The sequence below is a fragment of the Pseudolysinimonas kribbensis genome, assembly GCF_039531715.1.
In the GTDB taxonomy this organism is placed as follows: domain Bacteria; phylum Actinomycetota; class Actinomycetes; order Actinomycetales; family Microbacteriaceae; genus Pseudolysinimonas; species Pseudolysinimonas kribbensis.
In genome coordinates, this window is record NZ_BAAAQO010000004.1 from 194307 (window position 1) to 220845 (window position 26539).

Sequence of the window (26539 nt, forward strand, 5' to 3'; positions counted from 1 at the left end):
GTCTCATCCTGATCGGGTGAGCCGCATCCCCGTCACGCTCGATCAGGGCGAGCTGCCTCTCGCCGAACTGCAGGCGATGCGGCTCGACGGAGAGGTCTTCGGGCTCGTCGACGCCTGGTGCCCGATCGACGTCGTCGAGACGCCGCAGGTCCGCACCCGCGCCGTGATGACCGCACGATCGGAACGGCTGGTCGCCGCGCGGTGCACCGCCGCCTGGATCTGGGGTGCGCTGCCCGTGCTCCCCCGACCGATCGAGTTGTGCGCGGACGTGCGCGCCCGGGCGCGGCTGCGCCCCGGTGCGGACGCCGTCGTGCACGAGTACGTGCTCGACGACGGCGACGTCGTCCGGTTCGACGCGAGCGCGGTCACCGCGCCGCTGCGCACCCTCGTCGACGTGGCGCGCTCCGGTGCGGTGGGCGACGACGTGCTGCGCGCCCTCGCCCAGGCGGGGCGGATCGGCCTCGACGAGGCGCTCGCGTCGATCCAGCGGCGCCCGCTCCCGGGCCGCCGGATCGCACGCCGGGCGCTCGAACGCGCGCTCAGCCCGCGCTGACCCGGTACACGTCGTACACCGCGTCGATGCGCCGCACCGCATTGAGCAGCCGGTCCAGGTGCACGGTGTCGCCCATCTCGAACACGTAGCGGCTGATCGCCAGCCGGTCGCTCGAGGTCGAGACGTTCGCCGACAGGATGTTGACGTGGTTCTCGCTGAGCACCCGCGTGATGTCCGACAGCAGCCCCGAACGATCCAGCGCCTCGACCTGGATCTGCACGAGGAACAGGCTCGACGAGGTCGGCGCCCACTCGACGTCGATCATGCGCTCGGGCTCGTTGCGCAGGGAGGCGACGTTGTGGCAGTCGGCGCGGTGCACCGAGACCCCCGCCCCGCGGGTCACGAAGCCCACGATCTCGTCGCCCGGCACCGGCGTGCAGCACTTGGCGAGCTTGACCAGGATGTCGGGCGCACCGCGCACCAGCACCCCGGAGTCGCTCGAGCGCAGCTGTCGCGCACGCCCCTTGGGCACGAACGGGATGTCGGCCTCGTCGGCGTCCGCATCGGTCTGCAGGCTCGCGAGGATCTTCTCGAGCACCGACTGGGTCGAGACGTGTCCCTCCCCCACCGCGGCGTAGAGCGCGTCGACGGTCTCGTAGCGCATCTGCGCCGCGACCTCGCTCAGGGCGTCCTGGCTCATGAGCTTCTGCAGCGGCAGGTTCTGCTTGCGCATCGCCCGCGCGATCGCGTCCTTGCCCTGCTCGAGCGCCTCCTCGCGACGCTCTTTCGTGAACCACCCGCGGATCTTGTTGCGAGCCCGGGGGCTGCGCACGAAGGTCAGCCAGTCCTGGCTGGGACCGGCATCCGGGTTCTTGGAGGTGAAGATCTCGACGACATCGCCCGAGCTCAGCGCGCTCTCGAGCGGCACGAGCCGGCCGTTGACCTTCGCGCCCATCGTGCGGTGGCCGATCTCGGTGTGCACGGCGTACGCGAAGTCGACGGGCGTCGCGTCGGCCGGCAGGCCGATGACCTTGCCCTGCGGGGTGAAGACGTAGACCTCCTTCGCGCCGATCTCGAAGCGGAGGTTGTCGAGGAACTCTCCCGGGTCGGCGGTCTCGGACTGCCAGTCGGTGATGTGCGCGAGCCACGCCATCTCGTTGTCGTTGGTGCGCTCGTCGACCTGCCGGCCGGCCATCCGCTCCTTGTACTTCCAGTGCGCCGCGACGCCGAACTCCGCGCGCTGGTGCATCTCCTGAGTGCGGATCTGGATCTCGACCGCACGCCCCTTGGGACCGATGACCGTCGTGTGCAGTGACTGGTACAGGTTGAACTTGGGGGTCGCGATGTAGTCCTTGAACCGGCCGGGGATCGGATTCCAGCGCGCGTGGATCGCGCCCAGCACGGCATAGCAGTCGCGGATGTTGTTGACGAGCACCCGGATGCCGACGAGGTCGTAGATCTCGTCGAATTCGCGACCGCGCAGCACCATCTTCTGGTAGATCGAGTAGTACTGCTTGGGCCGGCCGACCACCTGCCCCTTGATCCGGGCGGCCCGCAGGTCCTCGTTGATCGCGTCGATGACCTGCTGGACGAAGCTCTCGCGCTCGGGCGTGCGGTCGCGCACGAGGCTCTCGATCTCGACGTAGAGCTTCGGGTACAGCACCGAGAAGCTCAGGTCCTCCAGCTCCCACTTGATGGTCTGGATGCCGAGGCGATGTGCGAGCGGCGCGTAGATCTCGAGGGTCTCCTGCGCCTTGCGACGGGCGTTCTCCTGGGGCACGAAGCCCCAGGTGCGGGCGTTGTGCAGCCGGTCGGCGAGCTTGATGACGAGCACCCGGATGTCCTTCGACATCGCGACGACCATCTTGCGCACCGTCTCGGCCTGCGCCGAGTCGCCGTACTTGAGCTTGTCGAGCTTGGTCACGCCGTCGACGAGCATGGCGACCTCGTCGCCGAAGTCGGCGCGCAGCTGGTCCAGCGTGTAGTCGGTGTCCTCCACCGTATCGTGCAGCAGGGCCGCCGCGATCGTCTTCGCCCCGATGCCGAGGTCGGCGAGGATCTGGGCCACCGCGACCGGATGGGTGATGTACGGCTCACCGCTCTTGCGCTTCTGGCCGGCGTGCGCGCGGTCGGCGGCGGCGTACGCGCGCTCGATGAGGGCGACGTCGCCCTTCGGGTGGTGCGAGCGCACCGTCTTGATGACGGTGTCGATGGAGCGGGTCGAGCGGTCGGCGCGCGAGAAGATGCGCGGCAGCAGCGTCCGGAGCGTCGACGGCGAGCCCGTGGAGGGCGCGGCGGCGGGCGTCTGCGCGCGCGGTGGCTGCGTCTGCGTCATCCGATCACCTCCGGTGCCTCGAGTCTAGAAGGCAGCGGAGCGCGTGACCGGCGGTTCGCCGTGAGCGTCAGGCGCCGGCAGCGCGCGCCTTCAGACGCCGGGCCTTCTCGTCGCGCTGTCGGATCGCGGCCTCACCCGAGCGGAACTGCGCGTACAGCGGCGAGGCGACGAACGGCGTCGAATAGGTGCTGACCACCGTGCCGACGAACAGGGCGAGCGAGATCTCCTTGAGCGTGTCGGCTCCGAGGATGAACGACCCGATGAACAGGATCGCGGCGACCGGCAGCGCGGCGACGACACCGGTGTTGATCGACCGGACCAGCGTCTGGTTGACGGCGAGGTTCACCGCCTCGCCGAAGGTGCGTGTCGAGTCGTCGGTGAGCTCCGCCGTGTTCTCGCGGATCTTGTCGAAGACGACGACGACGTCGTACAGCGAATAGCCGAGGATCGTGAGGAACCCGATGATCGTCGCCGGGGTGATCGTGAATCCGGTCGCCGCGTACACCCCCGCCGTGATGACGAGGTCGTGCAGCAGCGAGAGGATGGCGGCCGCCGACATCTTCCAGGTGCGGAAGTAGAGCGCCATGAGCACGGCCGCGAAGATCACGAACACGATGAGCGCACGCAGCGCATTACCCGTGACGTCCGCGCCCCACGTGGCGCCGATGAAGGAGTTCGTGACGTTCTTCTCGGCGACGCCGTAGGTGTGGGCGAGCGCGGTCGCGACCTGCTGCGACTGCTGGTCCGTCAGCTGGTTGGTCTGCACCTGCACGCCGTGGTTGCCGGCCGTGGTGACGAGCACGTTGGCGCTGGGCACGACGCCGAGCGCGGCATCCCGCCCCTTGATCGTGTCCGTCGAGTTCGCGTCGGAGATCTGGAACTGCGATCCGCCGGTGAAGTCGATCCCGAAGTTGAAGCCCTTCGAGAAGTCGCCGCCGCCGCGCACGAACGGGATCGCGATCGACGCGAGCACCATCACGATCGCGATCATGTACCAGACGCGCCGACGACCGACGAAGTCGACCGACCGTGCGCCCGTGTAGAGGTCGTTGCCGAACTTGGCGAAGCTCGCCATCAGTTGCTCCCGCCCTTCGAACCGCGCGATGCCTCGAGCTCGGCGGCCTTGCGCTCCGCGATCGTCTGGCGGCGGCCGGCCTCACGGCTGGCACCGGAGCGGCGCGCGTCCTCCGAGAAGTGGAACTCCGCCCGGCCCCGATACACCGCGCCGAGCGCGTTCGGGTCGAGGCCCGACAGCGGATGGCCGCTGGAGAAGAACCTCGTCGTGGCGAGCAGGCGCAGCACCGGATGCGTGAACAGCACGACGATGATCACGTCGATCACCGTCGTGATGCCGAGGGTGAGCGCGAAGCCCTGGACGTTGCCGACCGCGAGCACGTACAGGATGATCGCCGACAGCAGGTTGACGCTCTTGGCCGCGAGGATCGTGCGCAGTGCGCGCTTCCATCCCGCCTCGACGGCGCCCGCGAGGCCGCGCCCGTCGCGCAGCTCGTCGCGGATGCGTTCGAAGTAGACGATGAACGAGTCGGCCGTGAAGCCGATCGCGACGATCAGGCCGGCGACGCCCGCCAGCGAGAGGCGCAGCCCGTTCTGCCACGACAGGATGTCGAAGAACTCGTACGTGATGACGCCCGCGACCACGAGCGACGCGAGCGTCACGAACCCCAGCAGCCGGTACTGGAACAGCGAGTAGACGGCGACCAGCAGGAGCCCGATGAGTCCGGCGATGAGGCCGTTCTGCAGCTGGCTCACGCCCAGCGTGGCGGCGATCGTGTCACGGCTCTGCACGGCGAAGTTGACCGGGAGGGCGCCGTACTTGAGCTGATTGGCGAGCGTCTGCGCGGAGGCCTGGGTGAAGTTGCCGGAGATCTGCGGCTTGCCGTTGGTGATCGCGGCCTGGGTGACCGGCGCCGAGATCACCTTGCCGTCGAGCACGATCGCGAACTGGCTGCGCGGCTGCTCGAGCGACACCAGCCGGTTCGTGACCTTCGCGAACTCCTTGGTGCCCTCGGCGTTGAAGATGATGTTGACGGCCCACTCGCCGGTGTTCACGCCCTGGCTGCCCTGGATCGTGCCTGCGTTGGCGTCGGAGATCGTGGAGCCCTCGACCTCCACCGGTCCGAGCAGGTAGGTCTGCGTCCCGGTGTCGTCGCAGGTCGCGAGCGGCTTGTCCGCCGGGGCGACGTTCGTGTCGGCCGCGTCGATCTTCGAGCAGTTGAGGTCGGTGAACTGCTTCTGCAGCGCCGGCGTGACCCAGTTGAGATCGCTGCCGTCGGTGGGCTTCGCGGTGGGGGTGTCCGCGAGCGACGGGCTCGGCGATGCGGAGGCGCTGCCGCTGGCACCCGGGCTCGGGGTGGCGCTCGCCGACGGGCTGACGTTCGAGGTCGCCGGCGCACCGGTCATCAGCACGGGCCGGAACTCCATCTTGGAGGCCGACTCGATGCGGTCCTGGGTGGTCTTGTCGAGGGTGGTGCCGGGGATCTCGATGAGGATGTTGCGCGAGCCCTGGGTGCTGACCTCCGCCTCCGAGATGCCGCCGATCCGCTGACGGATGATCGAGACCGCCTGGTTGAGCTGGTCGGAGGTCACCTGCTCCCCCGACGCCACCTTCGGCGTCAGGATGATCTCGATGCCGCCCTGGAGGTCGAGGCCGAGCTGCGGCTTCAGTCCCCAGTTCCAGAACATCTTGCCGGCCGCGAGCAGCAGGCCCATCACGATGACGATCACCAGCAGCCAGGCGAGCGACCTCCAGGCGCTGCGCACGGGCGTCGATCTCGTTGCCACAGGGCGTTCTGCTTTCTACGGAGCGTGCGAGCGGGCGCTGCGCGACGGCGGCGTCCGGCGGTATCGGCCGGACCGGCTATCAGAGTAACGGAGCCGACGAGAAGGGCTACTCGGCGGCGTCGCTGTCCGAGGCGGGCTTCTTGCGCGTCGTGGTGCGCGGCTTCGCAGCCGCCGACGACGAGCTCGCGCGCGGGGCGCGGGCGGGCTTGGCCGCGGCATCCGGCGTCTCGTCCGAGTCGATGCGCTCGCCGTACTCGGGCTCGCCGGTCACCACCGGCTCCTCCGCCACGACGTCCTGCTCGGGAGCGACGTCCTGCGGCTCGATCACGCGCGCGACCGTCTGGCGGTGCACGCGCAGCCGCGTGCCCGGGGTCGTCTCGATGATGGCCTCGTTCTTCTCGTCGTCGACCGAGATGAGGGTGCCGTAGATGCCGTGCTGGGTCATGACCTCGACGCCGGGAACGAACTTGTTCTTCAGCTCCTCGGCATCGCGCTTGCGCTTGCGGGAGTTGCGGACCATGAAGATGACCATGATCGCCAGCACCGCGACGAGCGCGATGGTGAGGAAGTTCTGGGAGAAGAAGTCGCCCGAGGCGGCCGGCTTGTCGGCGGCAGGAAGCAACGTGGTGAGGAACGACATGGGGGCGCGGGAGCCTTCCGGGATTCAGGGAGCGCGATCGAGCCTAAGAGAGGCCGCTGTGCGATTCCCCGGAATCATACGTCATCGAACAGCACTCCCGAGGTCGACCGGCGCACGCCCAGGTGATCCCACGCCCGTCGGGTGGCGACCCGCCCGCGGGGCGTGCGGGTCAGCATCCCGATGCGCACGAGGAACGGCTCGACGACCGACTCGATCGTCTCCGGCTCCTCGCCGACCGACACGGCCAGCGTGTTGAGCCCGACCGGACCGCCGTCGAAGCGGGTGACGACGGCATCCAGGACCGCCCGGTCGAGCCGGTCGAGGCCGACGGCATCGACGTCGTAGAGCTCGAGGGCGCTCTGCACGGCGGGCATGTCGGCGCCGCTCGCGTGCACGATGGCGTAGTCGCGCACCCGGCGCAGCAGCCGGTTGGCGATGCGCGGTGTGCCCCTGCTGCGGCTCGCGATCTCGTGACGCGCGGCGGGCTCGATCTCGAGCTCCAGCATGCGGGCGGCGCGGGCGAGCACCTCGTCGAGCTCGTCGTCGTCGTAGAACTCCAGGTTGGCGGTGAAGCCGAAGCGATCGCGCAGCGGATTGGGCAGCAGGCCCGAGCGGGTCGTCGCGCCGACGAGGGTGAAGGGCGCCAGGTCGAGCGGGATGCTCGTGGCGCCGGCTCCCTTGCCGACCATGATGTCGATCCGGAAGTCCTCCATCGCGAGATAGAGCATCTCCTCGGCGCTGCGGGCCATCCGGTGGATCTCGTCGATGAACAGCACCTCGCCGGGCACGAGGCTCGACAGCAGCGCGGCGAGATCGCCGGCGTGCTGGATGGCGGGGCCGCTCGACATCCGCAACGGGCGGCCCGACTCGTGCGCCACGATCATCGCGAGCGTGGTCTTGCCGAGCCCGGGCGGCCCGGCGAGCAGGATGTGATCGGGCGTGCGGCTCTGGATGGCGGCCGCGTCGAGCAGCAGCTGCAGCTGGCCGCGCACCTTGGCCTGACCCACGAACTCGGCCAGCGAGCGCGGACGCAGCGCGCCCTCGAACGCGAGCTCCGCCTCCGATTCGGGCTCCGGGCGCACGATCCCGTCGTCGGTCACGCGCGCACCTGCTGCGGGCCGAGACGGGCCAGCGCGAGACGCAGCAGCGCCTGCACGGAGGCGGTGTCGGCATCGGAGGCCCCTGCCGCTGCCTCGTCGACCGCCTGGGCGGCCACCCGCTCGTTCCAGCCGAGTCCGACGAGGGCACCGACCACCGCCGACGAGATCACGGACCCGGAGGCGCCCGACGGCACGGCGGCGGCCGCCGCCACGGGGGCGAGTTTGCCCGCGAGCGAGACGGCGATGAGCTTGGCGGTCTTGGGGCCGATGCCCGAGACCTTGCGGAAGGGCGCGTCGTCCTCGTCCGCGACGGCGCGGGCCACCTGCTCCGGCGTCAGGGTCGCGAGCACGCCGAGCGCCGACTTCGGGCCCACGCCCGACACGCCGCGGAGCAGATCGAACACGACGAGCTCCTCGGGGGTCGCGAAGCCGTAGAGGCTGAGGTCGTCCTCACGGACGACCAGGGCGGTGTGCAGGCGCGCCTCGTCGCCGATGCGCAGCGCGAGCGCCTGCGGCGGCGTCACCTGCACGGCGAGCCCGACACCGCCGACCTCGACCACGACGAGGCCGCCGCCGGAGGACAGCACGGCACCGCGGACCGACGAGATCATGCGGTCAGCCTACGAGCGGCTCGCCGCCTCGGCTCGCCGCCACGCGCGCTGGGCAGGGGTGAGGTCCCCGGTCGGCGCCCCGGCCGCGGGCGCGCCGCGCCACGCGTGGCAGATCGCGAGCGCGAGCGCGTCGGCGGCATCCGCGGGCTTCGGCACCGACGCCAGCCCGAGCACCCGCGCGACCATCGCGCCCACCTGCGCCTTCTCGGCGTTCCCATACCCCGTGACCGCGGCCTTGACCTCGCTCGGGGTGTGCAGCCCGACCGGGAGGCCCCGCTCGGCCGCGGCCGCCAGCGCGACCCCGGATGCCTGCGCCGTGCCGATGACGGTGCGCAGATTGTGCTGGGCGAACATCCGCTCGACCGCGAGCGCATCCGGCTGGTAGGTGTCGAGGGCCGCGGCGATCCCGCGCGCGACCGCGAGCAGCCGCAGCTCGATCGACTCCTCGGGGCCGGTGCGGATGACGCTCACGTGCACGAGCGTCGCGGACCGATCGGGCGCGACATCCACGATGCCGACGCCACAGCGGGTCAGGCCCGGATCGATCCCCAGGACGCGAAGCACGATGCGACTCCCGGGGCCGCTTCGTTACTCGTCGTCCGCGTCGAGCTCGGCCTGCACATCGGCCGGGATGTCGACGTTGCTGAACACGTTCTGCACGTCGTCGCTGTCCTCCAGCGCGTCGATCAGGCGGAACACCTTGCGCGCCGTGTCCGCATCCACCGGCACCTGCACGCCGGGCACGAACTCGGCCTCGGCCGAGTCGTAGTCGATGCCCGCCTCGACGAGCGCGCTGCGCGCCGACACGAGTTCGGAGGGGTCGGTGACGACCTCGAAGCCCCCGCCCTGGTCGACGACGTCCTCGACGCCGGCGTCCATGACCGCCTCGAGGATCGCGTCCTCCGTGACGCCGTCGCCCTTGGTGATGGAGATGACGCCCTTGCGGCTGAAGTTGTAGGAGACGCTGCCCGGGTCGGCCATCGTGCCGCCGTTGCGGGTCATCGCCGTGCGCACCTCGGCCGCCGCGCGGTTGCGGTTGTCGGTGAGGCATTCGATCAGCAGCGCGACGCCGTTGGGGCCGTAGCCCTCGTACATGATCGTCTGGTAGTCGACCGACTCACCGCTGAGCCCCGCGCCGCGCTTGATGGCGCGGTCGATGTTGTCGTTGGGCACCGAGGTCTTCTTGGCCTTCTGCACGGCGTCGACCAGGGTCGGGTTGCCGCTCAGGTCGGCGCCGCCCATCTTGGCCGCGACCTCGATGTTCTTGATGAGTTTGGCGAAGGACTTCGCACGCCGTTGGTCGATGACCGCCTTCTTGTGCTTGGTCGTCGCCCACTTGGAATGGCCGCTCACGGCTGCTCCTTGATGATCCGGGAAAGACGCTTCATCCTACGCAGGCGCCGCGCTCAGGCCGCGCGCACCCGCTCGAGGAAGCGCTCGTGGAAGCGGTAGTCGTCGGTGACCTCGGGGTGGAAGGAGGTGCCGAGCAGGTTGCCCTGCTCCACCGCCACGACGCGCCCGTCCTCGAGGGCGGCCAGCGCCGTGGTGCCGTCGCCGAGATCGCTGACCGCGGGCGCGCGGATGAAGACGGCGTGCACCGGGGCCTCCCCCAGCTCCGGGATGTCCAGGTCGGTCTCGAACGAGTCGTTCTGGTTGCCGAAGGCGTTGCGCTGCACGGTCACATCGAGCCCGCCGAGGGTCTCCTGGCCGTCGATCGCGTCGGTGATCCGGTCGGCCAGCATGATGAGGCCGGCGCACGTGCCGTACACCGGCATCCCGGCGGCGATCCGGCCGCGCAGCGGGTCGCGCAGCCCGTACAGCCGGCACAGCTTGTCCATGACGGTCGATTCGCCGCCCGGGATCACGAGGCCGGCGACCTGGTCGAGCTCGCTCTCGCGGCGCACGGGCACGGCATCCGCTCCCAGCTCGCGCAGGACGAGCAGATGCTCGCGGAAGTCGCCCTGGAGCGCGAGGACGCCGACCCGCGGAGTCCGTGTCGTCACCGGCAAGCGCTACCAGCCGCGCTCGGCGAGCCGGTGCGGCGCGGGCACGTCGGCGACGTTGATGCCGACCATGGCCTCGCCGAGCCCGCGCGACGCCTTGGCGATCTCGTCGGGGTCGTCGTAGAACGTCGTCGCCTTCACGATCGCCGCTGCGCGCTTCGCGGGCTCGCCCGACTTGAAGATGCCCGAGCCGACGAAGACGCCGTCGGCACCGAGCTGCATCATGAGCGCCGCATCGGCCGGGGTCGCGACGCCGCCCGCCGTGAACAGCACGACCGGGAGCTTGCCGGTCGCCGCGACCTCGGCCACGAGGTCGTAGGGCGCCTGCAGCTCCTTGGCGGCGACGTACAGCTCGTCCTTGGTCTTCGACTTGAGCGTGTTGATCTCCGACGTGATCGTCCGGATGTGCTTGGTCGCCTCCGACACGTCGCCCGTGCCGGCCTCGCCCTTGGAGCGGATCATGGCCGCGCCCTCGGTGATCCGGCGCAGGGCCTCGCCCAGGTTGGTCGCGCCGCAGACGAAGGGCACCGTGAAGGGCCACTTGTCGATGTGGTTGACGTAGTCCGCGGGCGAGAGCACCTCGGACTCGTCGATGTAGTCGACGCCGAGCGACTGCAGCACCTGCGCCTCGACGAAGTGGCCGATGCGCGCCTTGGCCATGACCGGGATCGACACCGCGGCGATGATGCCGTCGATCAGGTCGGGGTCGCTCATGCGCGCCACGCCGCCCTGCGAGCGGATGTCGGCCGGCACGCGCTCGAGCGCCATGACCGCGACAGCCCCGGCATCCTCGGCGATCTTCGCCTGGTCGGCGGTGACGACGTCCATGATGACGCCGCCCTTGAGCATCTCAGCGAGCCCGCGCTTGACGCGGCTCGTTCCGAGCTCGGTCGTGTCCTTGGTGTCAGTCATGATGACCGATTCTACGGGCCGCGGAGCCGGTCGGCTGCGCCGGCCGTCACGCAGCGACACGGCCGGTCGGCCGGGCCCGGCCGGCGCGCCGGGGCGTCCGCCGCGCATCGACCCAGGACGGAGGTACCAGCCAGCGCTCGCCCTCGACCACCTCGAGCGTCCACCTGTCGAGATCGAACCGGCGGTGGTGGAAGGGGCAGAGCAGGATCGCATTGTCGAGGTCTGTGGGTCCGCCCCGCGCCCAGGGATCCACGTGCGCGATCTCGCACCAGCCCGGAGGCGCCGTGCACCCCCACCACGCGCAGCCGCCGTCGCGCAGCCCCAGTGCGCGTCGTTGGGCAGCCGAGAACAGTCGTGCGGAACGGCCGAGGTCGAGGGGCTCGCTCGCCCCTCCGAGCACGACGGGCACGATCTCGGCCTGAGCGGCAAGGCGGCGGGCGGTCGCCGCCGAGATCGTGGCATCGATCCCCGCGATTTCCGCGGCGCCGAGGCCGGTGCGCAGCGCGTCGAGCGAGACCGTCACGACCATCGTCACCGCGGTTCCCGCGACGTTGCCGGGATCGTGGCGCAGCGACTCACTCGCGATCGAGACGAGGGCGTCGAGCCGACGATGAGCCAGCGTGCGGGTGCCGCCCTCGGTGGGCTCGTCCTCGAGGGCGTCGTCGACGGCGAACCGCGGCTCGCGACGCGGGGCGGTGCGGGCGTCGAGGGCCGCGGTGAGGAATCCGGCCGACTCCGGATCCATCGTGACGATCCAGCGCAGCATGCCGTCGGGTAGGTGCGAGACCTGCACCCCCGCGCGGCGGCGCTGCTCCTCCTCGCGGATCGGCACGCCATCCGGATCGGCGCGATCGATGGCGAATCGGCACAGCCGCGCGAGCTCCCGAGGCGCGAGACGCACGGCCTCGGCCAGCAGCACCGGAGCGATCGACTCGCCACGGCCCGAGGCGCGGCACTCGACCTCGTCGACCGTGCGCGCGATGCGCGACAGCGATCTCATCGTCAGCTCGGCCCGTTCAACTGCCTCGGCGATCACCGGGCGACGCGGGGACAGATCCTCCCCCGCGAGCGACAACCGCGGCACGACCTGCGCCCCCACCTCGCACCAGTCCTGAGCCTCCGCCGGGTCGAGGCCCGCCTCGACGGCAAGGACGGCCGCTGCCGAGCGCTCGCCCCACCGCACCGCGAGAGCGCCCTCGTCGCATCGACGGGCGAGCTCCCCCGCGATCCGCACGCCGACCGCATCCACGAGTCGTCGCACCGACCCGATCATGCCGATCAGGTCACGCAGCCGGTCGTCGCCGACTGCGCCGAGCGGCTCAGCGAGCGCGGCAGCAAGTGCCGCCGCCTCATCGGCGAGCCGGTGCTCGAGTGCCATGGCGCGACCCTTCGACGCGAATCAGATGACCGGCACGAGCAGGCCCAGTCTACCACACATTCGAACGTGTGTTCGACCCCACCTCGCCGATGCGGGGCTCGCCCGCCCTCGGCTCGTCACTCATCGGCGGTTCGGGGTCACCCACCCCGCTCCGCGCTCCGACTGCTCGCTCGCGAGTGCGAAGTACGGCTGGGTCGACAGGTCGTCGGACAGGCCCGGATAGAGGTCCTCGCCTGCCTCCGTCGAGACGGTGACGTAGTACATGAGCGGGTAGGTCCCGGCGGTGTACTCGGCGGGGATCTCCCCCGCGAACACGTCGCCGTCCCGCTCGAGCTCCACCACCTGCCACGACTCAGACTGGTCGACGTGCCGGTAATGCAGCCGCGCAGCGTCAACACCCGTCGAGCGGACGGCGATCGGGACGGCGGCGCCGCGCGAGAACGACGCGGGCGCGTCGTGCTCGAGGGCCCAGCCGTCCCGGCGCGGACCACGGGTCAGGTCGAGGGCGTCGGCGCCGGAGGCGGCGTCGGAGGCCGTGGCCGCCGCGCGCTCCGCCTCGAGCTCGGCCAGATCGGCCTCCATGTCGGGGATGCGGTCACGCCAATGGCCGTGCTCGGAGCGCTCCACGCCGAATGCCAGCTCGTCGCGGTAGACGCCGTCGACGAGCGGCAGGATCCCGGCGTACGCCGCATGGGCACGACGCGCGTGGGCGATCGCCTCGTCCAGAGCGAGCGTGGACGAGGCCTGACGCCATACGGCATAGCTCGTCGCCGCGCGCAGCTTCTCGGCGTAGAACCGGCCGAGCCGGATCAGGATCGCGATGTCGACGGACGCCCGCTCGACATCCGCCGAGGACCGGAAAGCGCCGAGCCCGGCCAGCGGAGCCTCCGCCTGATCGCACAGAGCGTCGATCCGGTCGGCGACCTCCAGCGGCGTGTAGGCCGCCGTCGGGCGGCCCGCGAGCGCATCCTCGACGAACCGGTCGATGATGACGAACATCTCCGGGTCGAACGGGCTGACCGCGCCCCAGTTGGTCGGCGCGTCCGTGTCGCTGGCGTAGTGCTCGGACCCCAGCCCCGCCGAGATCGGCAGGTCGACGTACATGTCCGGTGCGTAGCCGTTGTTCGAGCCGTTGACCCCGTGGACCACGACGACGAGCGGCAGGATGCGGCTGGCGGGCGTGAGCGCGGCCTCGACGAGCTCGGCGGCGTCACCGTACTGCGCGCGCAGCGGGGCCCGCCAGGCCTCGGCCCGCACGGCCGGGTCGTACAGGTGCCGCCCCATGAGCGTGTAACTGTGGCGGTGCTTGCGCCACTCGCGACCGCCCAGGCGGAGGTCCTCGCGCAGATAGGGCTCGCGCCCGCCCACGATCCCGCTGCCCTTGCGCCCCTTGAAGAACAGAGGCTCGCAGTAGTCGACGCCCGCGCTCCCGCCGAACGTCGCGTACCGGCCGTAGCCGGCCGCGATCGCGGGATCCCCCCAGAGCAGCAGCTTCTGGGTGCCCGGCCAGATCCGGAACATGAGGTCGACGACCCGGTCCTCGCGGAGGAAGTCGCCGTAGCCGTACCGTGTGAAGCGCCGGCTGAACTCGGTGATGCCCTTCATCTCGTGCCCCGGCGGGATCGGCCGCGCCGCCTCACGGTGCCGGATCCGCGCCTGGTGATAGGGCAGGCCCAGGTGTTCTGCCCAGTACTTTCCCGACAGGATCGGCGAGATGTTCGGCTTGTCCGCCGCGTCCAGCAGCGCCTGGTCGACGCCCTTGGCGTGCATGTCGATCTGGAGCGGGCGGCCGGCCTCCGACGCGGCCTGGAACATCGCGTCCCAGAACACCTCGTGGGCGTTCTCGTGGATGCCGCCCTCGTAGTGGACGCGGAAGCTCAGCCCGTCGACCTCGGGCACCTCGCGCAGGAGACGCGACAGCCCCGCGGCCGAGTACGCCGCGTGGGTCTCGGGGGTCAGGCCCGTGATCGGGTACCAGTGCCGGGAGTCGCGCCCGTAGTCGTAGGCGTGGTTCCAGAGCCCGAGCTGGAAGTCCATCCCCCGTCGCTTCGTCTCCGCGGCGATGTACTGCAGTGCCGCGAGGTTGCGGGCCTGCTCGGCCGCGTGGACGCCTTCCGCGCGAACCTCCCAGCCGTCCACGTCGAACAGGAACGGGTACGCGAAGCAGAGGTAGTTGTCGGTGGCGCCGTTGCGGTCGGCGCCGTAGTTGTACTGCATCCCGAGCGCGAGGTGGAACCGGCTGAAGCGGCAGTCCGCGAGGAAGTCGAGGTACTCCGTCCAGAACTCCCGGTCGACGAACCACGGCGTGTCCTCGTGCACGCTGGAGAAGGAGCGGACCAGCCCGCGGATCGGCACGGCGGGCCGGCCGGTGATCGTGACCTCGTCGGCGATCCCGCCGTCGCGCAGGCGCTCGGCGATCTCCTGGATTCCGTAGACGAAGCCGCGGTCGTCGGCGGCGCTCACCGTGAGCAGGTCGCCTGCGGTGACGCGATACGACTCGGCGGGGGCACCGGGCTCCGACACGAGGGCGATCGCCTCGTCCCGATCGGCGAGATGGTGCTCCAGCGCCCACGCGATCGGAGGGCGGGCGGCGAGCGAATGGTCGTCGGTGACGACGTGGACCACGATAGGACTCCTCAGATTGGACGGTCGGTCGAAGAGGTGGACGGCGGGACGGGCGTGGAGGACGCGTTCGCTCTGCCCGCCACGGTGTTCACCGGGAAGCGCATGCGCTCGCCGTCGAGGGCGAGGAGCAGATTGTCGACGGCCGCATCGGCCATCGCGGCGCGCGCGGCCGCGGTCCCCGACCCGATGTGCGGGGTCACCGTCACGCGCGGCGTGCTCAGGATGCGATGGCCGAGCGGCACCGGTTCGGGATCCATGGTGTCCAGCGCGGCGCCGCCCAGGCGGCCGGCGTCGAGTGCGTCGGCGACGGCATCCAGGTCGACGAGGCCGCCGCGCGAGGTGTTGATCAGGATGGCGCCGGGCTTCATCCAGGCGAGCGTCCGGCCGTCGATGAGGAGCGCGGTCTCCGGCGTCAGCGGACAGTGCAACGAGACCACGTCGCTCTCGGCAAGCACGGCGCGCAGGTGCTCCCGGGAGTCCTGCCTGCCCTGGACGAGCACCCGCATCCGGAGGCCGCGCGCGCGATCCGCCACGGCGGTGCCGATGCGACCGGGACCGATGACCGCCATGGTCGCCCCGGTGAGGCCGGCGCCGAGGAATGCCGTCGGCGACCAGGTGCGCCATGCTCCGGACCGGACGAACGCGTCGCCCTCGACGATCCCCCGCGCCCGTGCCATCAGCAGAGCCAGGGTGAGCTCGGCGGTCGCGTCCGTGAGGGCGTCGGGCGTGTTGCCGATCGCGATGCCTCGCGCGGTCGCGCCCGCCACGTCGATGTTGTCGAAGCCCACGGCGTAGTTGGACACCGCGCGCAGCTTCGGTGCCGCATCCATCAGCTCGGGGTCGATGCGGTCGGTCAGCAGCGCGAGGAGCCCCTCCGCGTCGCGGACGAGTCCGACGAGCGCCTCCCGCGACGGGGGCAGCTCGCCCTCCCACACGAGCACGTCGTGGCGCTCGCGCAGCCGATCCAGGGCCGTGCCGGGCAGCATCCGCGTGACCACGCAGCGCGCGCGATGTGCGTCGGCTCGCTGCTGGGGAGGCATCGTAGATCAATACTTTCAGTATGTGAAAGCCAGTTGCGGCTTATGCGATCAGTCAACGAGACCGCGCAGGGGATGTCAAGCACCATGTGCATTCCTACTTCGCTATGTGAAAGACTGCGGGCACGCACGACGGGAGGTCACGTGGCGTACGAACTGCAATCGCTCGAGCGAGCCCTCGACCTGCTCGGGCTGCTCGCGAGCCGCGGGCCGCTGCGGCTCAGCGCGATCGGAGACGAGCTCGGCGCGAACCAGACGACGGTGCTGCGCACGCTTCGCGTGCTCGAGCGCAACGGCCTCGTGCGCCGCGATCCGCGCGTGAACGAGTACGCGCTCGGAACCCGGCTCGCCGAGCTCGGCCAGGCGGCGATCGCCGGCATCGACGTCCCGAGGTCGCTGCGCCCGTGGACCACCGCGTTGTCGCGTCGATTCGGCTGCACCGTGCACGTCGGCATGCTCCGGGCGGGCATGGTGACGATCATCGACAAGGTCGACGCGATCGACTCCGTGGTCCGGTACTCCTCGCTCGGCACCCGGATGCCGCTGCACGCGACCTCGATCGGCAAGGCCGTCCTGGCGCTGGTCGGTGTGGACGACGCCCGCGAAATAGGTCTCACGCCGCCGCTCGGCGTGTACACCCCGCACACCATCACCGACCTCGACGCCCTGCGTGCCGACGTGCGAACGGCCGCCGAGCGCGGCTACAGCATCGAGCGCGAGGAGTATCAGATGGGCTTCGCGTGCAACGGCGTCGCGTTCCGGATGGGGGGCGAGGTGTTCGGGGTCAGCATCTCCGGGCAGACGGGCGACGAAGGCCTCATCGCCGATCGCGGCGACGCACTGAAGGCGGCGCTCGACGAGTTCGTGCGGGAGTTCCGCGGCGCCGCGACCTCGATCTAGTCGGACACCTGCTGCCACGCCTGCGCGAGCTCCTCGCGCGCCTCGCCCAGCAGCTTCGGGATCGCTTTGGTCTGCCCGATGATCGGCAGGAAGTTGGCGTCCGACGCCCACCGCGGCACGACGTGCTGATGCAGGTGCTCCGAGATGCCGGCGCCCGCGACGGCGCCCTGGTTCATGCCGATGTTGAAGCCGTGCGGATGCGAGGTCGCCGCGAGCACGCGCATCGCCGTCTGCGTCATCCGGGCGATCTCGTGCGTCTCCTCCGCCGTCGCGAGGTCGTACGTCGCGACGTGCCGGTAGGGCACCACGAGCAGATGGCCGCTGTTGTACGGGAACAGGTTGAGGATCACGTACCCGGTCTCGCCGCGGTGCACGATCAGGGTCTCCTCGTCGCTCATCATCGGCGCGGCGCAGAACACGCACGGCGTGGCCGCCTTCTCCTGCGGAGACTGCTCGATGTAGGCGATGCGGTGCGGGGTCCAGAGCCGCTGCAGCCCGTCCGGCACGCCGGCCAGACGGTCCGCCGGCTCGACGGATGGGTAGTCGGTGCCGTCGTAGTCGCGCATCCGCGGCTTAGACCTGCGCCCGGGTGTCGATGGCCCCGCGGATGCGGCGCACCGCCTCGTCGACGGGCACCCCGTTGTCCTGCGTGCCGTCGCGGAACCGGAAGCTCACCGTGCCGGCGTCGCGGTCCTTCTCCCCCGCGATCAGCTGGTACGGCACCTTCAGCTGCGTCGCGTTGCGGATCTTCTTCTGCATGCGGTCGTCGCTCGCGTCGAGCTCGGCACGCACGCCCTCCGTCTTCAGCCGGTCGACGATCTCGCCGAGGTAGTCGGCGTACTCGTCGGCGACGGGGACGCCGACCACCTGCACGGGCGCCAGCCACACCGGGAACGCGCCCGCGTAGTGCTCGAGCAGGATCGCGAAGAACCGCTCGATCGAGCCGAACAGCGCACGGTGGATCATGATGGGCCGCTTGCGCTGCCCGTCGCGGTCGGTGTACTCCAGCTCGAACCGCTCGGGCAGGTTCGGGTCGACCTGCACGGTCGAGAGCTGCCACACGCGGCCGATGGCATCCCGCGTCTTCAGGTCGATCTTCGGACCGTAGAACGCGGCCTCCCCCGGCACCTCGATGAGCTTGAGCCCGGATGCCATGGCGACGTTGCGCAGCGCGTTGGTCGAGTACTCCCAGAACTCGTCGGACCCGATCCACTTGTCCTTGTGGTCGTCGCGCATCGAGAGCTCCAGCTCGAAGTCGTCGAGACCGAAGTCGCGCAGCATCGAGATGACGAACTCCAGCACCTTGGTCGCCTCCTCCTCGAGCTGCTCGGGGGTGACGAACAGGTGCGAGTCGTCCTGGGTGAAGCCGCGCACGCGGGTGAGCCCGTGCAGGGCGCCGGAGAGCTCGTTGCGGTAGACGGTGCCGTTCTCGGCGAGCCGCATCGGCAGGTCGCGGTAGCTGCGGGCGCGCTCCTTGTAGATCAGGATGTGCATCGGGCAGTTCATCGGCTTGAGGTAGTAGTCGGTGCCCTGCTTGAGGATCTCGCCGGTGTCGGCGTCGCGCTCCTCGTCCATGCGGATGGGCGGGAACATCCCGTCCTTGTAGGTGACGAGGTGGTTCGACTGCAGGAAGAGGTCCTGCTTGGCGATGTGCGGGGTGTAGACGTAGGTGTACCCGGCCGCCACGTGGCGCTTCCGGGCGTGCTGCTCCATCTCCATGCGCACGACGCCGCCCCGGGGATGCCAGACCGAGAGCCCGGAGCCGATCTCGTCGGGGAACGAGAACAGGTCGAGCTCGCGGCCGAGCTTGCGGTGGTCGCGCTTGGCCGCCTCCGCGAGGCGCTCGGTGTAGCCGCGCAGCTCGTCCTTGGTCGCCCACGCGGTGCCGTAGATGCGCTGCAGCTGGGGATTCTTCTCCGAGCCGCGCCAGTACGCGGCGGCGATCCGCATGAGCCGGAAGACACCGAGCGCGCCCGTGTTCGGAACGTGGGGACCGCGGCACAGGTCCTTCCAGGCGGTCCGGCCCTCGCGATCCACGTTGTCGTAGATGGTCAGCTCGGCCCCGCCGACCTCGACCGACTCGCTGTCGTCGCCCGTGCCCTCGCCGTGGCCGACGTGACCCTTCAGGCCGATGAGCTCGAGCTTGTACGGCTCGCCGGCGAGCTCGGCGCGCGCCTCGTCCTCGGTCACGACCCGGCGCACGAAACGCTGACCGGAGCGCACGATGCGCTCCATCTCCTTCTCGATCGCCTTGAGGTCCTCCGGGGTGAAGGGCTCGGCGACGTCGAAGTCGTAGTAGAAGCCGTCGGTGATCGGCGGACCGATGCCGAGCCTCGCCTCCGGGTTGAGGCGCTGCACGGCCTGCGCCATGACGTGCGCGGTGGAGTGTCGCAGGATGTTCAGGCCGTCCGGCTCGTCGATCCGGACCGGCTCGACACCGTCCGTCGTCGTCAGCTCGGTCGCCTTGTCCTTCAGCTCGCCGTTCACCCGCAGGGCGATCACGGCGCGGTCGGGGAACAGGTCGAAACCGGTCTGCGCGCTCACCCCTCAACGATAGTGAGCGCGCGACGCGGGTTCAGACGCGGTCGAGCCCGCGCGCGACGAGGTACTTTTCGGCGTCGACCGTGCCTCCCGGGATGAGCACGTTGAGCTCGACGCCCTTGTGCCACGCGATCACGGCTGTGCCGCCGTCGCCGGTCGCGGTCACCGCCGCATCTCCCGCCCCCGTGATCCGCTGCGCGCCAGGATTCTGCATCGAGCTGGTGTCGAACGTCGCCCGATCGATTGCACGCGCGGTCACAATGACCGCTTTGCCGTAGACGCATGCCTGGTAGACCCCCGCGGGAGTGGCCCTCCCGGGCCCCGGGTCGGCTCCGGTGACGGATGTGATGTCCGCCTCCGTGACCAGCCCGCACGGATCGGGGGTGGCGGCAGCGGCGGCCGTCGCCACGGCGGACGCAGTCGTGGACTCGTGCGGCGATGGGGAGGCGGCGCCCGCGCCGGAGGATGCCGGCGTCGCGCCGGGAACGGCGGAGCATGCGGCGAGAGCAAGAGCAAGAGCGAGAGCGAGAGCAAGAGCGAGGGCGGCGGCAGGCAGAAGCGGGAAGATGCGCACGCCCGCAGTCGATCACCCCCTCGTAACGCCGCCGTAAGCGCCCTCCCCTCCCGTTCTGCCTACGCTGGAGCCGATGAAGTCGTTCGAGGTCCGCACCCATCCGAGCTCCGAGGCGTTCCCCCGCGAGGAGCAACTCGCCTGGCGGATCGCGGAGGTCGCGGCCGACCCGGTCGACGTCGCACCCGAGGTGGTCGAGATGATCGTCAACCGGGTCATCGACAACGCCGCCGTCGCGGTCGCCTCCATCGGGCGGGCGCCCGTCATCGCCGCGCGGGGCCAGGCACTCGCCCACCCCTTCTCCCCCGGCTCATCCGTGTTCGGCGTGACCGACCGCGTCTCACCCGAGTGGGCCGCGTGGGCCAACGGGGTCGCGGTGCGCGAGCTCGACTACCACGACACATTCCTCGCGGCCGAGTACTCGCACCCGGGCGACAACATCCCGCCGATCCTCGCCGTCGCGCAGCACGCGGGCCGCGGAGGAACGGACCTCGTACGCGGCATCGCGACCGGGTACGAGATCCAGATCGACCTCGCCAAGGCAATCAGCCTGCACGCCCACAAGATCGACCACGTCGCGCACCTCGGGCCGAGCGCCGCGGCCGGAATCGGCACGCTGCTCGGGCTCGACCCGGGGGTGACGTTCCAGGCGATCGGGCAGGCGCTGCACACGACGACCGCGACGCGGCAGTCACGCAAGGGCGAGATCTCCACCTGGAAGGCCTACGCCCCGGCCTTCGCCGGCAAGATGGCGGTCGAGGCCGTCGACCGCGCGATGCGCGGCCAGACGTCGCCGTCGCCGATCTGGGAGGGCGAGGACGGCGTGATCGCCTGGCTGCTCGACGGTCCCGAAGCCCGCTACGAGGTCTCGCTCCCGGGGGCCGGCGAGGCCAAGCGCGCCATCCTGGACTCCTTCACCAAGGAGCACTCGGCCGAGTACCAGGCGCAGGCCTGGATCGACCTGGCACGTCGGCTGCATGCCGAGCATCCGGAGCTGGCCGACCCGGCGAACGTCGACCGGATCGTGCTGCACACCAGCCACCACACCCACAACGTGATCGGCTCGGGTGCGAACGACCCGCAGAAGTACGACCCGGCCGCGAGCCGCGAGACCCTCGACCACTCGGTGCCGTACATCTTCGCCGTCGCGCTGCAGGACGGCGCCTGGGATCACGTGGCCAGCTACGCCCCCGAGCGCGCCGCCCGCCCCGACACCGTCGCGCTCTGGCGCAGGATCACCACGGTCGACGATCCGGAGTGGACCCGCCGCTACCACTCGAACGACCTGCGCGAGAAGGCGTTCGGCGGCCGGATGGAGGCCGTGCTCACCGACGGCTCCACGGTGGTCGACGAGATCGCCGTCGCCGACGCCCACCCGCTCGGCGCCCGGCCGTTCGCGCGCGCCGACTACGCCGCCAAGTTCCGGATGCTGGCCGACGGCGTGCTCGCAGCGGACGAGATCGAGCGCTTCCTCGGCCTCGCCGAGCGCCTGCCCGAGCTCACGCCCGACGAGGTGCGCTCGCTCAACGTCGTCGCGGAGTCCGCCCTGCCCGCCGCCCCGAAGGGACTGTTCTGATGCTGCACTCCACCGTCACGCCCGCGCAGAAGCGGCAGGCGTTCCGCGCCGGTCTCGACAGCGGCACCATCCAGCGCTTCCCGGGCGCGTTCACGCCGCTCTCCGCGGCGCTGATCCAGGAGAAGGGGTTCGAGGGCGTCTACAGCTCGGGCGCGGTCATGGCCAACGAGCTGGGGCTTCCGGACATCGGCCTCACCACGCTCACGGAGGTCGCGCAGCGCGGCGCCCAGATCGCACGGACCACCGACCTGCCCACCCTCATCGACGGCGACACCGGATTCGGCGAGCCCATGAACGTCGCGCGCACGGTGCAACTGCTCGAGGACGCCGGCGTCGCGGGCGTGCACCTCGAGGACCAGGTGAACCCCAAGCGATGCGGCCACCTCGACGGGAAGGAGGTCGTCGACGAGGGCACGGCGGTCAATCGGATCCGCGCGGCCGTGCAGGCGCGCCGCGACCCGGACTTCGTCATCATGGCGCGCACCGACATCCGCAGCGTCGAGGGGCTGGGTGCCGCGACCGAGCGGGCCAAGGCCCTCGCCGACGCCGGCGCCGACGCGATCTTCGCCGAGGCCATGGCCGACCTCGCCGAGTTCGAGGCGATGCGCGCCGCCGTCGACGTGCCGATCCTGGCCAATATGACCGAGTTCGGCAAGAGCGACCTCTTCACCGTGCAGCAGCTGCAGGATGTCGGGGTCAACATGGTGATCTTCCCGGTGTCGCTGCTGCGGATCGCGATGGGCGCCATCGAGCGCGGTCTCGACGCGCTCGCCGCCGAGGGGTCCCTGCAGTCGCAGCTGCCCGGCATGCAGACCCGCGCCCGGCTCTACGAGCTCGTCGACTATGCCGGCTATGCGGCGTTCGACGACGGCGTGTACACCTTCGACCTCACCAACAACAGGAGCTGACCGCGTGACCGACATCAAGAAGGGCCTGGCCGGCGTCGTCGTCGACACGACGGCGATCTCGAAGGTGAACCCGGAGACCAACTCGCTGCTGTACCGGGGGTACCCGGTGCAGGACCTCGCGGCGAAGTGCTCGTTCGAGGAGGTCGCCCACCTGCTCTGGCACGGCGACCTGCCCGACGACCGGCAGCTGGCCGACTTCGAGCAGTCGGAGCGCGCACAGCGCCACCTCGACGAGCGGGTCAAGCGCGTGATCGACGAGCTGCCGCGCGAGGCGCACCCCATGGACCTCGTGCGCACGGCGGTGAGCTTCATCGGCGCGGAGGACCTCACGGCCGCCGACTCTTCGCCCGAGGCGAACCTCGCGAAGTCGCTGACGCTGTTCGCGAAACTGCCCGCGATCGTGGCCTACATCCAGCGCCGACGCCACGACCTCCCCCTCGTGGAGCCGCGCGACGACCTGGGCTACAGCGCGAACTTCCTCCACATGTCGTTCGGCGAGGTGCCCGATCTCACGGTCGTGAAGGCGTTCGACGTCTCGATGACCCTCTACGCGGAGCACTCGTTCAATGCGTCGACGTTCACGGCGCGCGTCGTGACCTCGACCCTCTCCGACCTCTACTCCGCCGTCACGGCCGCCATCGGCGCCCTCAAGGGCCCGCTGCACGGCGGCGCCAACGAGGCCGTGATGCACGTGTTCGACGAGATCGGCACGGCCGACAAGGCCGAGGCGTGGCTCGACGAGGCGCTCGCTGCCAAGCGCAAGATCATGGGCTTCGGACATCGGGTGTACAAGAACGGCGACTCGCGCGTGCCGACGATGAAGGCCGCCCTCGACACGCTGGTCGCCGAGTACGACCGCCCCGACCTGCTCGAGATGTACGAGACGCTTGCCGGCGCCATGGACGCCCGCAAGGGGATCAAGCCGAATCTCGACTACCCGTCGGGGCCGGCGTACCACCTCATGGGCTTCGACACCCAGGTGTTCACGCCGCTGTTCGTCGCATCGCGGGTGACCGGATGGACCGCGCACGTCATGGAGCAGCTCTCCTCCAACGCGCTCATCCGCCCGCTCTCGGAGTATGTGGGCCCGGATCAGCGCGCGGTGCCCGACCGGGAGTGATCGTCGCCCGCTCCTGACCCGTCCCGCTCCGCCCGAGCGAGCAGCTGCAGATGCGTGATCGCCATGTCGATCGAGGTCGCCATCGGCGTGACGTCGCGCGAGGTCTGCGCGAGCAGGTAGCCGCCCTGCACCGCGGCCACGAAACCGGTGGCGAGCTGCGCGAGGTCTGCATCCTGCGGGATGATGCCATCCCGCTGCAGCCGTCCGAGCACCTGCGCGAAGAGCTCCTGCCAGGCGGCGAAGAGTTCCTCCAGCTTCGTCCGCGCGATCGCATCCTGATCGGCGACCTCGTTCGCCAAAGAGCCGAGCGAGCAGCCGTACCGGCCGTCGTAGAGCGCGTTGTCGTGCACGATCGCGTCGCGCCATCGCCGCAGCCCGTCGAGCGTGCGCACGGCCTCGAGGCGCTCGCGCTCGCCGGCGATCTTCCGCTCCCCCACGTACTCGATCACCGCGCGGACCAATGCGGTCTTGTCGGGGAAGTGCCGGTAGAACTGCGACTTGCTGACGTCGCTCGCCGACACCACGTCGTCGAGCGTCGTGCCTCCCACCCCGTGCGTCCGCATCAGGCCCGCGGCGGCCTCGACGATCCGGTCCCGGGTCTTGGCACCGCGCGCCGTCAACCGCACCGCTGGGGCCGACGGAGAGCTCTCCTGCACGGGGTCATGGTACCGAGACCGACCCAACAGGACGGTTCCGTCCAGTTGTACCATTGTGGGATCAGTTGGACGCCAGAGCAGAGCAGGGATCTCATGAAGAGCAGGAAGCCGAAGCCCGCGCAGACCTTTCCCGTCATGGACGGAGCGGGGCCGGCCCCGCGGGAGGATCAGATCGCCGGGATCGTCCAGCGCGTGTGGGCCGATTCCCGGCTGTACCACCAGGACGTGGAGGCGCTGCTCACGGAGTGGCTCGGCGTCGAGGGCTGCACGGTGAGCGATGAGGAGTTCACGCTGCTGCTCACCAAGGCGCACGGCGAGTTCGCGCGGGTGGCCACCACCTCCGACGCCGACGAGGCGCCGCACTGCCCCGCCGGCACCCTCGTCGAATGCCTGTACTGGGACGTGCAGCAGCTCGAGCGCAACGGTGCGGCAGGGGGCGACCGATGAAGGCGATCGTGGTGACCGACGGGGCCGCCGGTGCAGCGGGCATGACGCTCCTCGAGCGGCCCGAGCCGACGGCGGCGATCAACGACGTGATCGTGGAGGTGCACGCGTCGGGATACGTCCCCACCGAGGCCGGATGGCCGTCCACCGGGCGGGACCGGTCCGGGCACGACCGGTCGCCGGCGATCCTCGGGCACGAGCTGGCCGGTGTGGTCACGGCCCTCGGCTACGGGACCACCGGCCTGACCGTGGGTCAGCGGGTGTTCGGGATCTCCGACTGGCACCGCGACGGCACCCTCGCGGAGTACGTGGCCGTCGAGTCGCGCAATCTCGCGCCCCTGCCCGGCGACGTCGACTTCACGGTCGGCGCGAGCCTGCCGATCTCGGGCCTCACCGCGTGGCAGGGGCTCGTCACCCATGGCCGGCTCCGCTCGGGCCAGACCGTGCTCGCGCACGGCGCGGCGGGAGCCGTCGGGACGATGGTCACGCAGCTCGCACGGGAAGCCGGTGCCCATGTCATCGGCACCGGCCGCGCGGCCGATCGCGAGAAGGCGCTCGACTACGGAGCCCACGAGTTCATCGACCTCGACAACGAGGCGCTGGAGGATGTGGGCGAGGTGGACCTCGTGTTCGACGTCATCGGCGGCGACATCCAGGCCCGCTCGGCCCGCCTGATCCGCGCCGGCGGCACGCTCGTGACCATCACCGGCCCCGCCGAGACACGGCCACGCGACGGCCTCGCCATCGACTTCGTGGTCGAGTCGGTTCCCGCGCAACTGGTCGAGATCGTCCAGCGCGTGCGCGACGGGCGGCTCCGCACCAACATCGGCGAGGTCGCGAGCCTCGACGACGCCGTCACGGCGCTCAACCCCACGACGCGGCGCACAGGCAAGACCGTCATCAGCGTGCGCCCGTGACGCCTCCCCCCACCGACCTCGAAGGAGCAACCCCATGACCGACCCCGCCGAGCCGACCCGCTACGACTTCGAATTCCCCGACGAGGCCGGGTACCCGGATGGCACGGGCACCCTCAGCCAGGACCAGGTGGTTCTCATCGACGAGGTGCTCGACGATCCGCACGCGCCCGCGTTCGACTTCGACGTCGTGAAGAACGAGGAATTCGGCAGCTACGACGCCATCGTCGGAGATCGCGAGGTCGGCGTCCTGACCTATAACCGGGTCGGCGACGACCGGCTCGTGCTGCTGGCCACCTCCGTGTTCCCGGAGTTCCGGAAGCAGGGCGTCGCCACGGAGCTGATCCGGCGCGTGCTGGACGACGTGCGAGCACAGGGCAAGACGGTGACGATCCTGTGCCCGATCGTGCGCACCTTCATCGAGAACAACCCCGAGTACGCCGACCTCGTGAACACCGAGCACCCGGGGGTCGTGCGCCGAGCAGCGTGACTGCGTGAGGCGCGCGGCTCTGGCGTCGGTCGAGGGCGACGTCAGTGGGTCACGAGCACCGGACAGCTCGCGTGCTCCGCGACCGCCGCGCTGACCGAACCCAGGAGGAGCCCGGCGAATCCACCGTGCCCGCGGCTGCCGACGGCGACCATGAGGGCGTCCTTCGATCGCCTGATGAGCACCGCAGCCGGGTTGCACTCGGCGACCTCCTTCGAGAGGCTGTCGGGATCGGCGTCGCCGTAGACCTCGATGACGGCGTCATCCAGAACGCGCTTCGCATCCTCGGCAGGATCCCAGTCGTAAGCCCACGGACCGCCCCCGTAGAAGGCGGGGAGCTGCCAGGCGGAGATCGCCAGGACCCTCCGGCCGAGGACCTCGGCCAAATCGCGAGCGTGTCGAAGCGCCGCGATCGAGGCCTCCGAACCGTCGATTCCGACGACGACCGGAGCGGAGTTCTTGTCGTTCATGTTCGTTCCCTTCTCT

The 26539-nt window shown here is 70.4% G+C and carries 26 protein-coding genes; 8 read left to right on the top strand and 18 right to left on the bottom strand.

Features of this window, described 5'->3' with window-relative positions:
• Positions 1-16 precede the first annotated feature (16 nt).
• Positions 17-553, top strand: a complete 537-nt coding sequence (locus ABD285_RS11500; RefSeq protein ID WP_344202668.1) for a hypothetical protein — start codon at positions 17-19, stop codon at positions 551-553.
• Here the strand turns inward: ABD285_RS11500 and ABD285_RS11505 are convergent.
• The 13 genes from ABD285_RS11505 to ABD285_RS11565 all read right to left on the bottom strand — a co-directional run bounded on the left by ABD285_RS11505 (position 540) and on the right by ABD285_RS11565 (position 15939).
• Positions 540-2828 carry a RelA/SpoT family protein gene (locus ABD285_RS11505; RefSeq protein ID WP_344202670.1) on the bottom strand — a complete coding sequence of 763 codons (2289 nt, stop codon included), beginning with the start codon at positions 2826-2828 and terminating at the stop codon, positions 540-542. The genes ABD285_RS11500 and ABD285_RS11505 overlap by 14 nt on opposite strands.
• A gap of 67 nt (positions 2829-2895) precedes the next feature.
• Positions 2896-3903 (bottom strand): protein translocase subunit SecF, encoded by a 1008-nt coding sequence (gene secF / locus ABD285_RS11510; protein WP_284255458.1) that lies wholly within the window; start codon positions 3901-3903, stop codon positions 2896-2898.
• Positions 3903-5630 (bottom strand): protein translocase subunit SecD, encoded by a 1728-nt coding sequence (secD, locus tag ABD285_RS11515; protein ID WP_344202672.1) that lies wholly within the window; start codon positions 5628-5630, stop codon positions 3903-3905. The genes secF and secD overlap by 1 nt, the downstream gene beginning before the upstream one ends.
• A gap of 106 nt (positions 5631-5736) precedes the next feature.
• Positions 5737-6270 (bottom strand): preprotein translocase subunit YajC, encoded by a 534-nt coding sequence (locus tag ABD285_RS11520; RefSeq protein ID WP_284255456.1) that lies wholly within the window; start codon positions 6268-6270, stop codon positions 5737-5739.
• 74 nt (positions 6271-6344) lie between these two features.
• The gene (ruvB, locus tag ABD285_RS11525; RefSeq protein ID WP_344202674.1) at positions 6345-7370 is read right to left on the bottom strand and encodes a Holliday junction branch migration DNA helicase RuvB; all 1026 of its coding nucleotides are present in this window, start codon (positions 7368-7370) and stop codon (positions 6345-6347) included.
• Positions 7367-7981: a Holliday junction branch migration protein RuvA gene (gene ruvA, locus ABD285_RS11530; protein WP_284255455.1), complete on the bottom strand. Its 615-nt coding sequence runs from the start codon at positions 7979-7981 to the stop codon at positions 7367-7369. The genes ruvB and ruvA overlap by 4 nt, the downstream gene beginning before the upstream one ends.
• 9 nt (positions 7982-7990) lie before the next feature.
• Positions 7991-8548: a crossover junction endodeoxyribonuclease RuvC gene (gene ruvC / locus ABD285_RS11535; RefSeq protein WP_284255763.1), complete on the bottom strand. Its 558-nt coding sequence runs from the start codon at positions 8546-8548 to the stop codon at positions 7991-7993.
• A gap of 21 nt (positions 8549-8569) precedes the next feature.
• Positions 8570-9334, bottom strand: coding sequence for a YebC/PmpR family DNA-binding transcriptional regulator (locus ABD285_RS11540; RefSeq protein ID WP_284255452.1), 765 nt, complete (start codon positions 9332-9334; stop codon positions 8570-8572).
• A 53-nt stretch (positions 9335-9387) separates the two neighbouring features.
• Positions 9388-9984, bottom strand: a complete 597-nt coding sequence (gene pdxT / locus ABD285_RS11545; RefSeq protein ID WP_284255451.1) for a pyridoxal 5'-phosphate synthase glutaminase subunit PdxT — start codon at positions 9982-9984, stop codon at positions 9388-9390.
• A 9-nt stretch (positions 9985-9993) separates the two neighbouring features.
• Positions 9994-10896, bottom strand: a complete 903-nt coding sequence (pdxS, locus tag ABD285_RS11550) for a pyridoxal 5'-phosphate synthase lyase subunit PdxS (protein ID WP_284255761.1) — start codon at positions 10894-10896, stop codon at positions 9994-9996.
• 46 nt (positions 10897-10942) lie between these two features.
• A complete protein-coding gene (locus tag ABD285_RS11555; RefSeq protein ID WP_344202677.1) occupies positions 10943-12274 on the bottom strand; it encodes an HNH endonuclease signature motif containing protein in 1332 nt (443 codons plus the stop codon).
• Positions 12275-12394: 120 nt separating this feature from the next.
• The gene (locus ABD285_RS11560; RefSeq protein ID WP_344202679.1) at positions 12395-14899 is read right to left on the bottom strand and encodes a hypothetical protein; all 2505 of its coding nucleotides are present in this window, start codon (positions 14897-14899) and stop codon (positions 12395-12397) included.
• An 11-nt stretch (positions 14900-14910) separates the two neighbouring features.
• Positions 14911-15939 carry a 2-hydroxyacid dehydrogenase gene (locus tag ABD285_RS11565; protein WP_344202681.1) on the bottom strand — a complete coding sequence of 343 codons (1029 nt, stop codon included), beginning with the start codon at positions 15937-15939 and terminating at the stop codon, positions 14911-14913.
• 141 nt (positions 15940-16080) lie between these two features.
• Between ABD285_RS11565 and ABD285_RS11570 the strand changes: the two genes are divergently transcribed.
• Complete coding sequence (locus ABD285_RS11570; protein ID WP_344202683.1) at positions 16081-16836, top strand: IclR family transcriptional regulator; 756 nt, start codon at positions 16081-16083, stop codon at positions 16834-16836.
• Here ABD285_RS11570 and ABD285_RS11575 read toward each other — a convergent pair.
• Genes ABD285_RS11575 through ABD285_RS11585 form a run of 3 tightly spaced genes read right to left on the bottom strand, consistent with a single transcriptional unit; the run spans position 16833 to position 19951 of the window.
• Positions 16833-17402, bottom strand: coding sequence for an HIT family protein (locus ABD285_RS11575; RefSeq protein ID WP_284255444.1), 570 nt, complete (start codon positions 17400-17402; stop codon positions 16833-16835). The genes ABD285_RS11570 and ABD285_RS11575 overlap by 4 nt on opposite strands.
• Positions 17403-17409: 7 nt before the next feature.
• Positions 17410-19380 carry a threonine--tRNA ligase gene (gene thrS, locus ABD285_RS11580; RefSeq protein WP_344202685.1) on the bottom strand — a complete coding sequence of 657 codons (1971 nt, stop codon included), beginning with the start codon at positions 19378-19380 and terminating at the stop codon, positions 17410-17412.
• Positions 19381-19411: 31 nt separating this feature from the next.
• Positions 19412-19951: a DUF3558 family protein gene (locus ABD285_RS11585; RefSeq protein ID WP_284255442.1), complete on the bottom strand. Its 540-nt coding sequence runs from the start codon at positions 19949-19951 to the stop codon at positions 19412-19414.
• A gap of 73 nt (positions 19952-20024) precedes the next feature.
• Here ABD285_RS11585 and ABD285_RS11590 point away from each other — a divergent pair, with 73 nt between their 5' ends.
• From ABD285_RS11590 to ABD285_RS11600, 3 genes are read left to right on the top strand one after another with little or no spacing between them, the layout of a single operon-like run.
• The gene (locus ABD285_RS11590) at positions 20025-21524 is read left to right on the top strand and encodes an MmgE/PrpD family protein (protein WP_284255441.1); all 1500 of its coding nucleotides are present in this window, start codon (positions 20025-20027) and stop codon (positions 21522-21524) included.
• Positions 21524-22432, top strand: coding sequence for a methylisocitrate lyase (gene prpB, locus ABD285_RS11595; RefSeq protein WP_284255440.1), 909 nt, complete (start codon positions 21524-21526; stop codon positions 22430-22432). Before ABD285_RS11590 ends, prpB begins: the two co-directional genes overlap by 1 nt.
• Positions 22433-22436: 4 nt before the next feature.
• The gene (locus tag ABD285_RS11600) at positions 22437-23552 is read left to right on the top strand and encodes a bifunctional 2-methylcitrate synthase/citrate synthase (protein ID WP_284255438.1); all 1116 of its coding nucleotides are present in this window, start codon (positions 22437-22439) and stop codon (positions 23550-23552) included.
• Here the strand turns inward: ABD285_RS11600 and ABD285_RS11605 are convergent.
• Positions 23525-24208, bottom strand: coding sequence for a TetR/AcrR family transcriptional regulator (locus ABD285_RS11605; protein ID WP_284255437.1), 684 nt, complete (start codon positions 24206-24208; stop codon positions 23525-23527). The genes ABD285_RS11600 and ABD285_RS11605 overlap by 28 nt on opposite strands.
• Before the next feature lie 93 nt (positions 24209-24301).
• Between ABD285_RS11605 and ABD285_RS11610 the strand changes: the two genes are divergently transcribed.
• The 3 genes from ABD285_RS11610 to ABD285_RS11620 are packed head-to-tail and all read left to right on the top strand — an operon-like array spanning position 24302 to position 26056.
• A complete protein-coding gene (locus ABD285_RS11610; RefSeq protein WP_284255436.1) occupies positions 24302-24655 on the top strand; it encodes a hypothetical protein in 354 nt (117 codons plus the stop codon).
• Positions 24652-25569: an NADP-dependent oxidoreductase gene (locus ABD285_RS11615; RefSeq protein ID WP_284255435.1), complete on the top strand. Its 918-nt coding sequence runs from the start codon at positions 24652-24654 to the stop codon at positions 25567-25569. Before ABD285_RS11610 ends, ABD285_RS11615 begins: the two co-directional genes overlap by 4 nt.
• Before the next feature lie 34 nt (positions 25570-25603).
• Positions 25604-26056 (top strand): GNAT family N-acetyltransferase, encoded by a 453-nt coding sequence (locus tag ABD285_RS11620; protein WP_284255434.1) that lies wholly within the window; start codon positions 25604-25606, stop codon positions 26054-26056.
• A gap of 41 nt (positions 26057-26097) precedes the next feature.
• Here the strand turns inward: ABD285_RS11620 and ABD285_RS11625 are convergent, their stop codons facing one another.
• Entirely contained in the window at positions 26098-26523 is a 426-nt protein-coding gene (locus tag ABD285_RS11625) for a universal stress protein (RefSeq protein WP_284255432.1), read from the bottom strand.
• Positions 26524-26539: the final 16 nt, after the last annotated feature.

Coding starts and splice junctions, on each gene's coding strand:
- ABD285_RS11505 (WP_344202670.1), bottom strand. CDS start 2,828: ATGACGCAGACGCAGCCACCGCGCGCGCAGACGCCCGCCGCCGCGCCC.
- secF (WP_284255458.1), bottom strand. CDS start 3,903: ATGGCGAGCTTCGCCAAGTTCGGCAACGACCTCTACACGGGCGCACGG.
- ABD285_RS11520 (WP_284255456.1), bottom strand. CDS start 6,270: ATGTCGTTCCTCACCACGTTGCTTCCTGCCGCCGACAAGCCGGCCGCC.
- ruvA (WP_284255455.1), bottom strand. CDS start 7,981: ATGATCTCGTCGGTCCGCGGTGCCGTGCTGTCCTCCGGCGGCGGCCTC.
- pdxS (WP_284255761.1), bottom strand. CDS start 10,896: ATGACTGACACCAAGGACACGACCGAGCTCGGAACGAGCCGCGTCAAG.
- ABD285_RS11555 (WP_344202677.1), bottom strand. CDS start 12,274: ATGGCACTCGAGCACCGGCTCGCCGATGAGGCGGCGGCACTTGCTGCC.
- ABD285_RS11565 (WP_344202681.1), bottom strand. CDS start 15,939: ATGCCTCCCCAGCAGCGAGCCGACGCACATCGCGCGCGCTGCGTGGTC.
- ABD285_RS11575 (WP_284255444.1), bottom strand. CDS start 17,402: ATGCGCGACTACGACGGCACCGACTACCCATCCGTCGAGCCGGCGGAC.
- ABD285_RS11590 (WP_284255441.1), top strand. CDS start 20,025: ATGAAGTCGTTCGAGGTCCGCACCCATCCGAGCTCCGAGGCGTTCCCC.
- prpB (WP_284255440.1), top strand. CDS start 21,524: ATGCTGCACTCCACCGTCACGCCCGCGCAGAAGCGGCAGGCGTTCCGC.
- ABD285_RS11610 (WP_284255436.1), top strand. CDS start 24,302: ATGAAGAGCAGGAAGCCGAAGCCCGCGCAGACCTTTCCCGTCATGGAC.
- ABD285_RS11615 (WP_284255435.1), top strand. CDS start 24,652: ATGAAGGCGATCGTGGTGACCGACGGGGCCGCCGGTGCAGCGGGCATG.
- ABD285_RS11620 (WP_284255434.1), top strand. CDS start 25,604: ATGACCGACCCCGCCGAGCCGACCCGCTACGACTTCGAATTCCCCGAC.
- ABD285_RS11625 (WP_284255432.1), bottom strand. CDS start 26,523: ATGAACGACAAGAACTCCGCTCCGGTCGTCGTCGGAATCGACGGTTCG.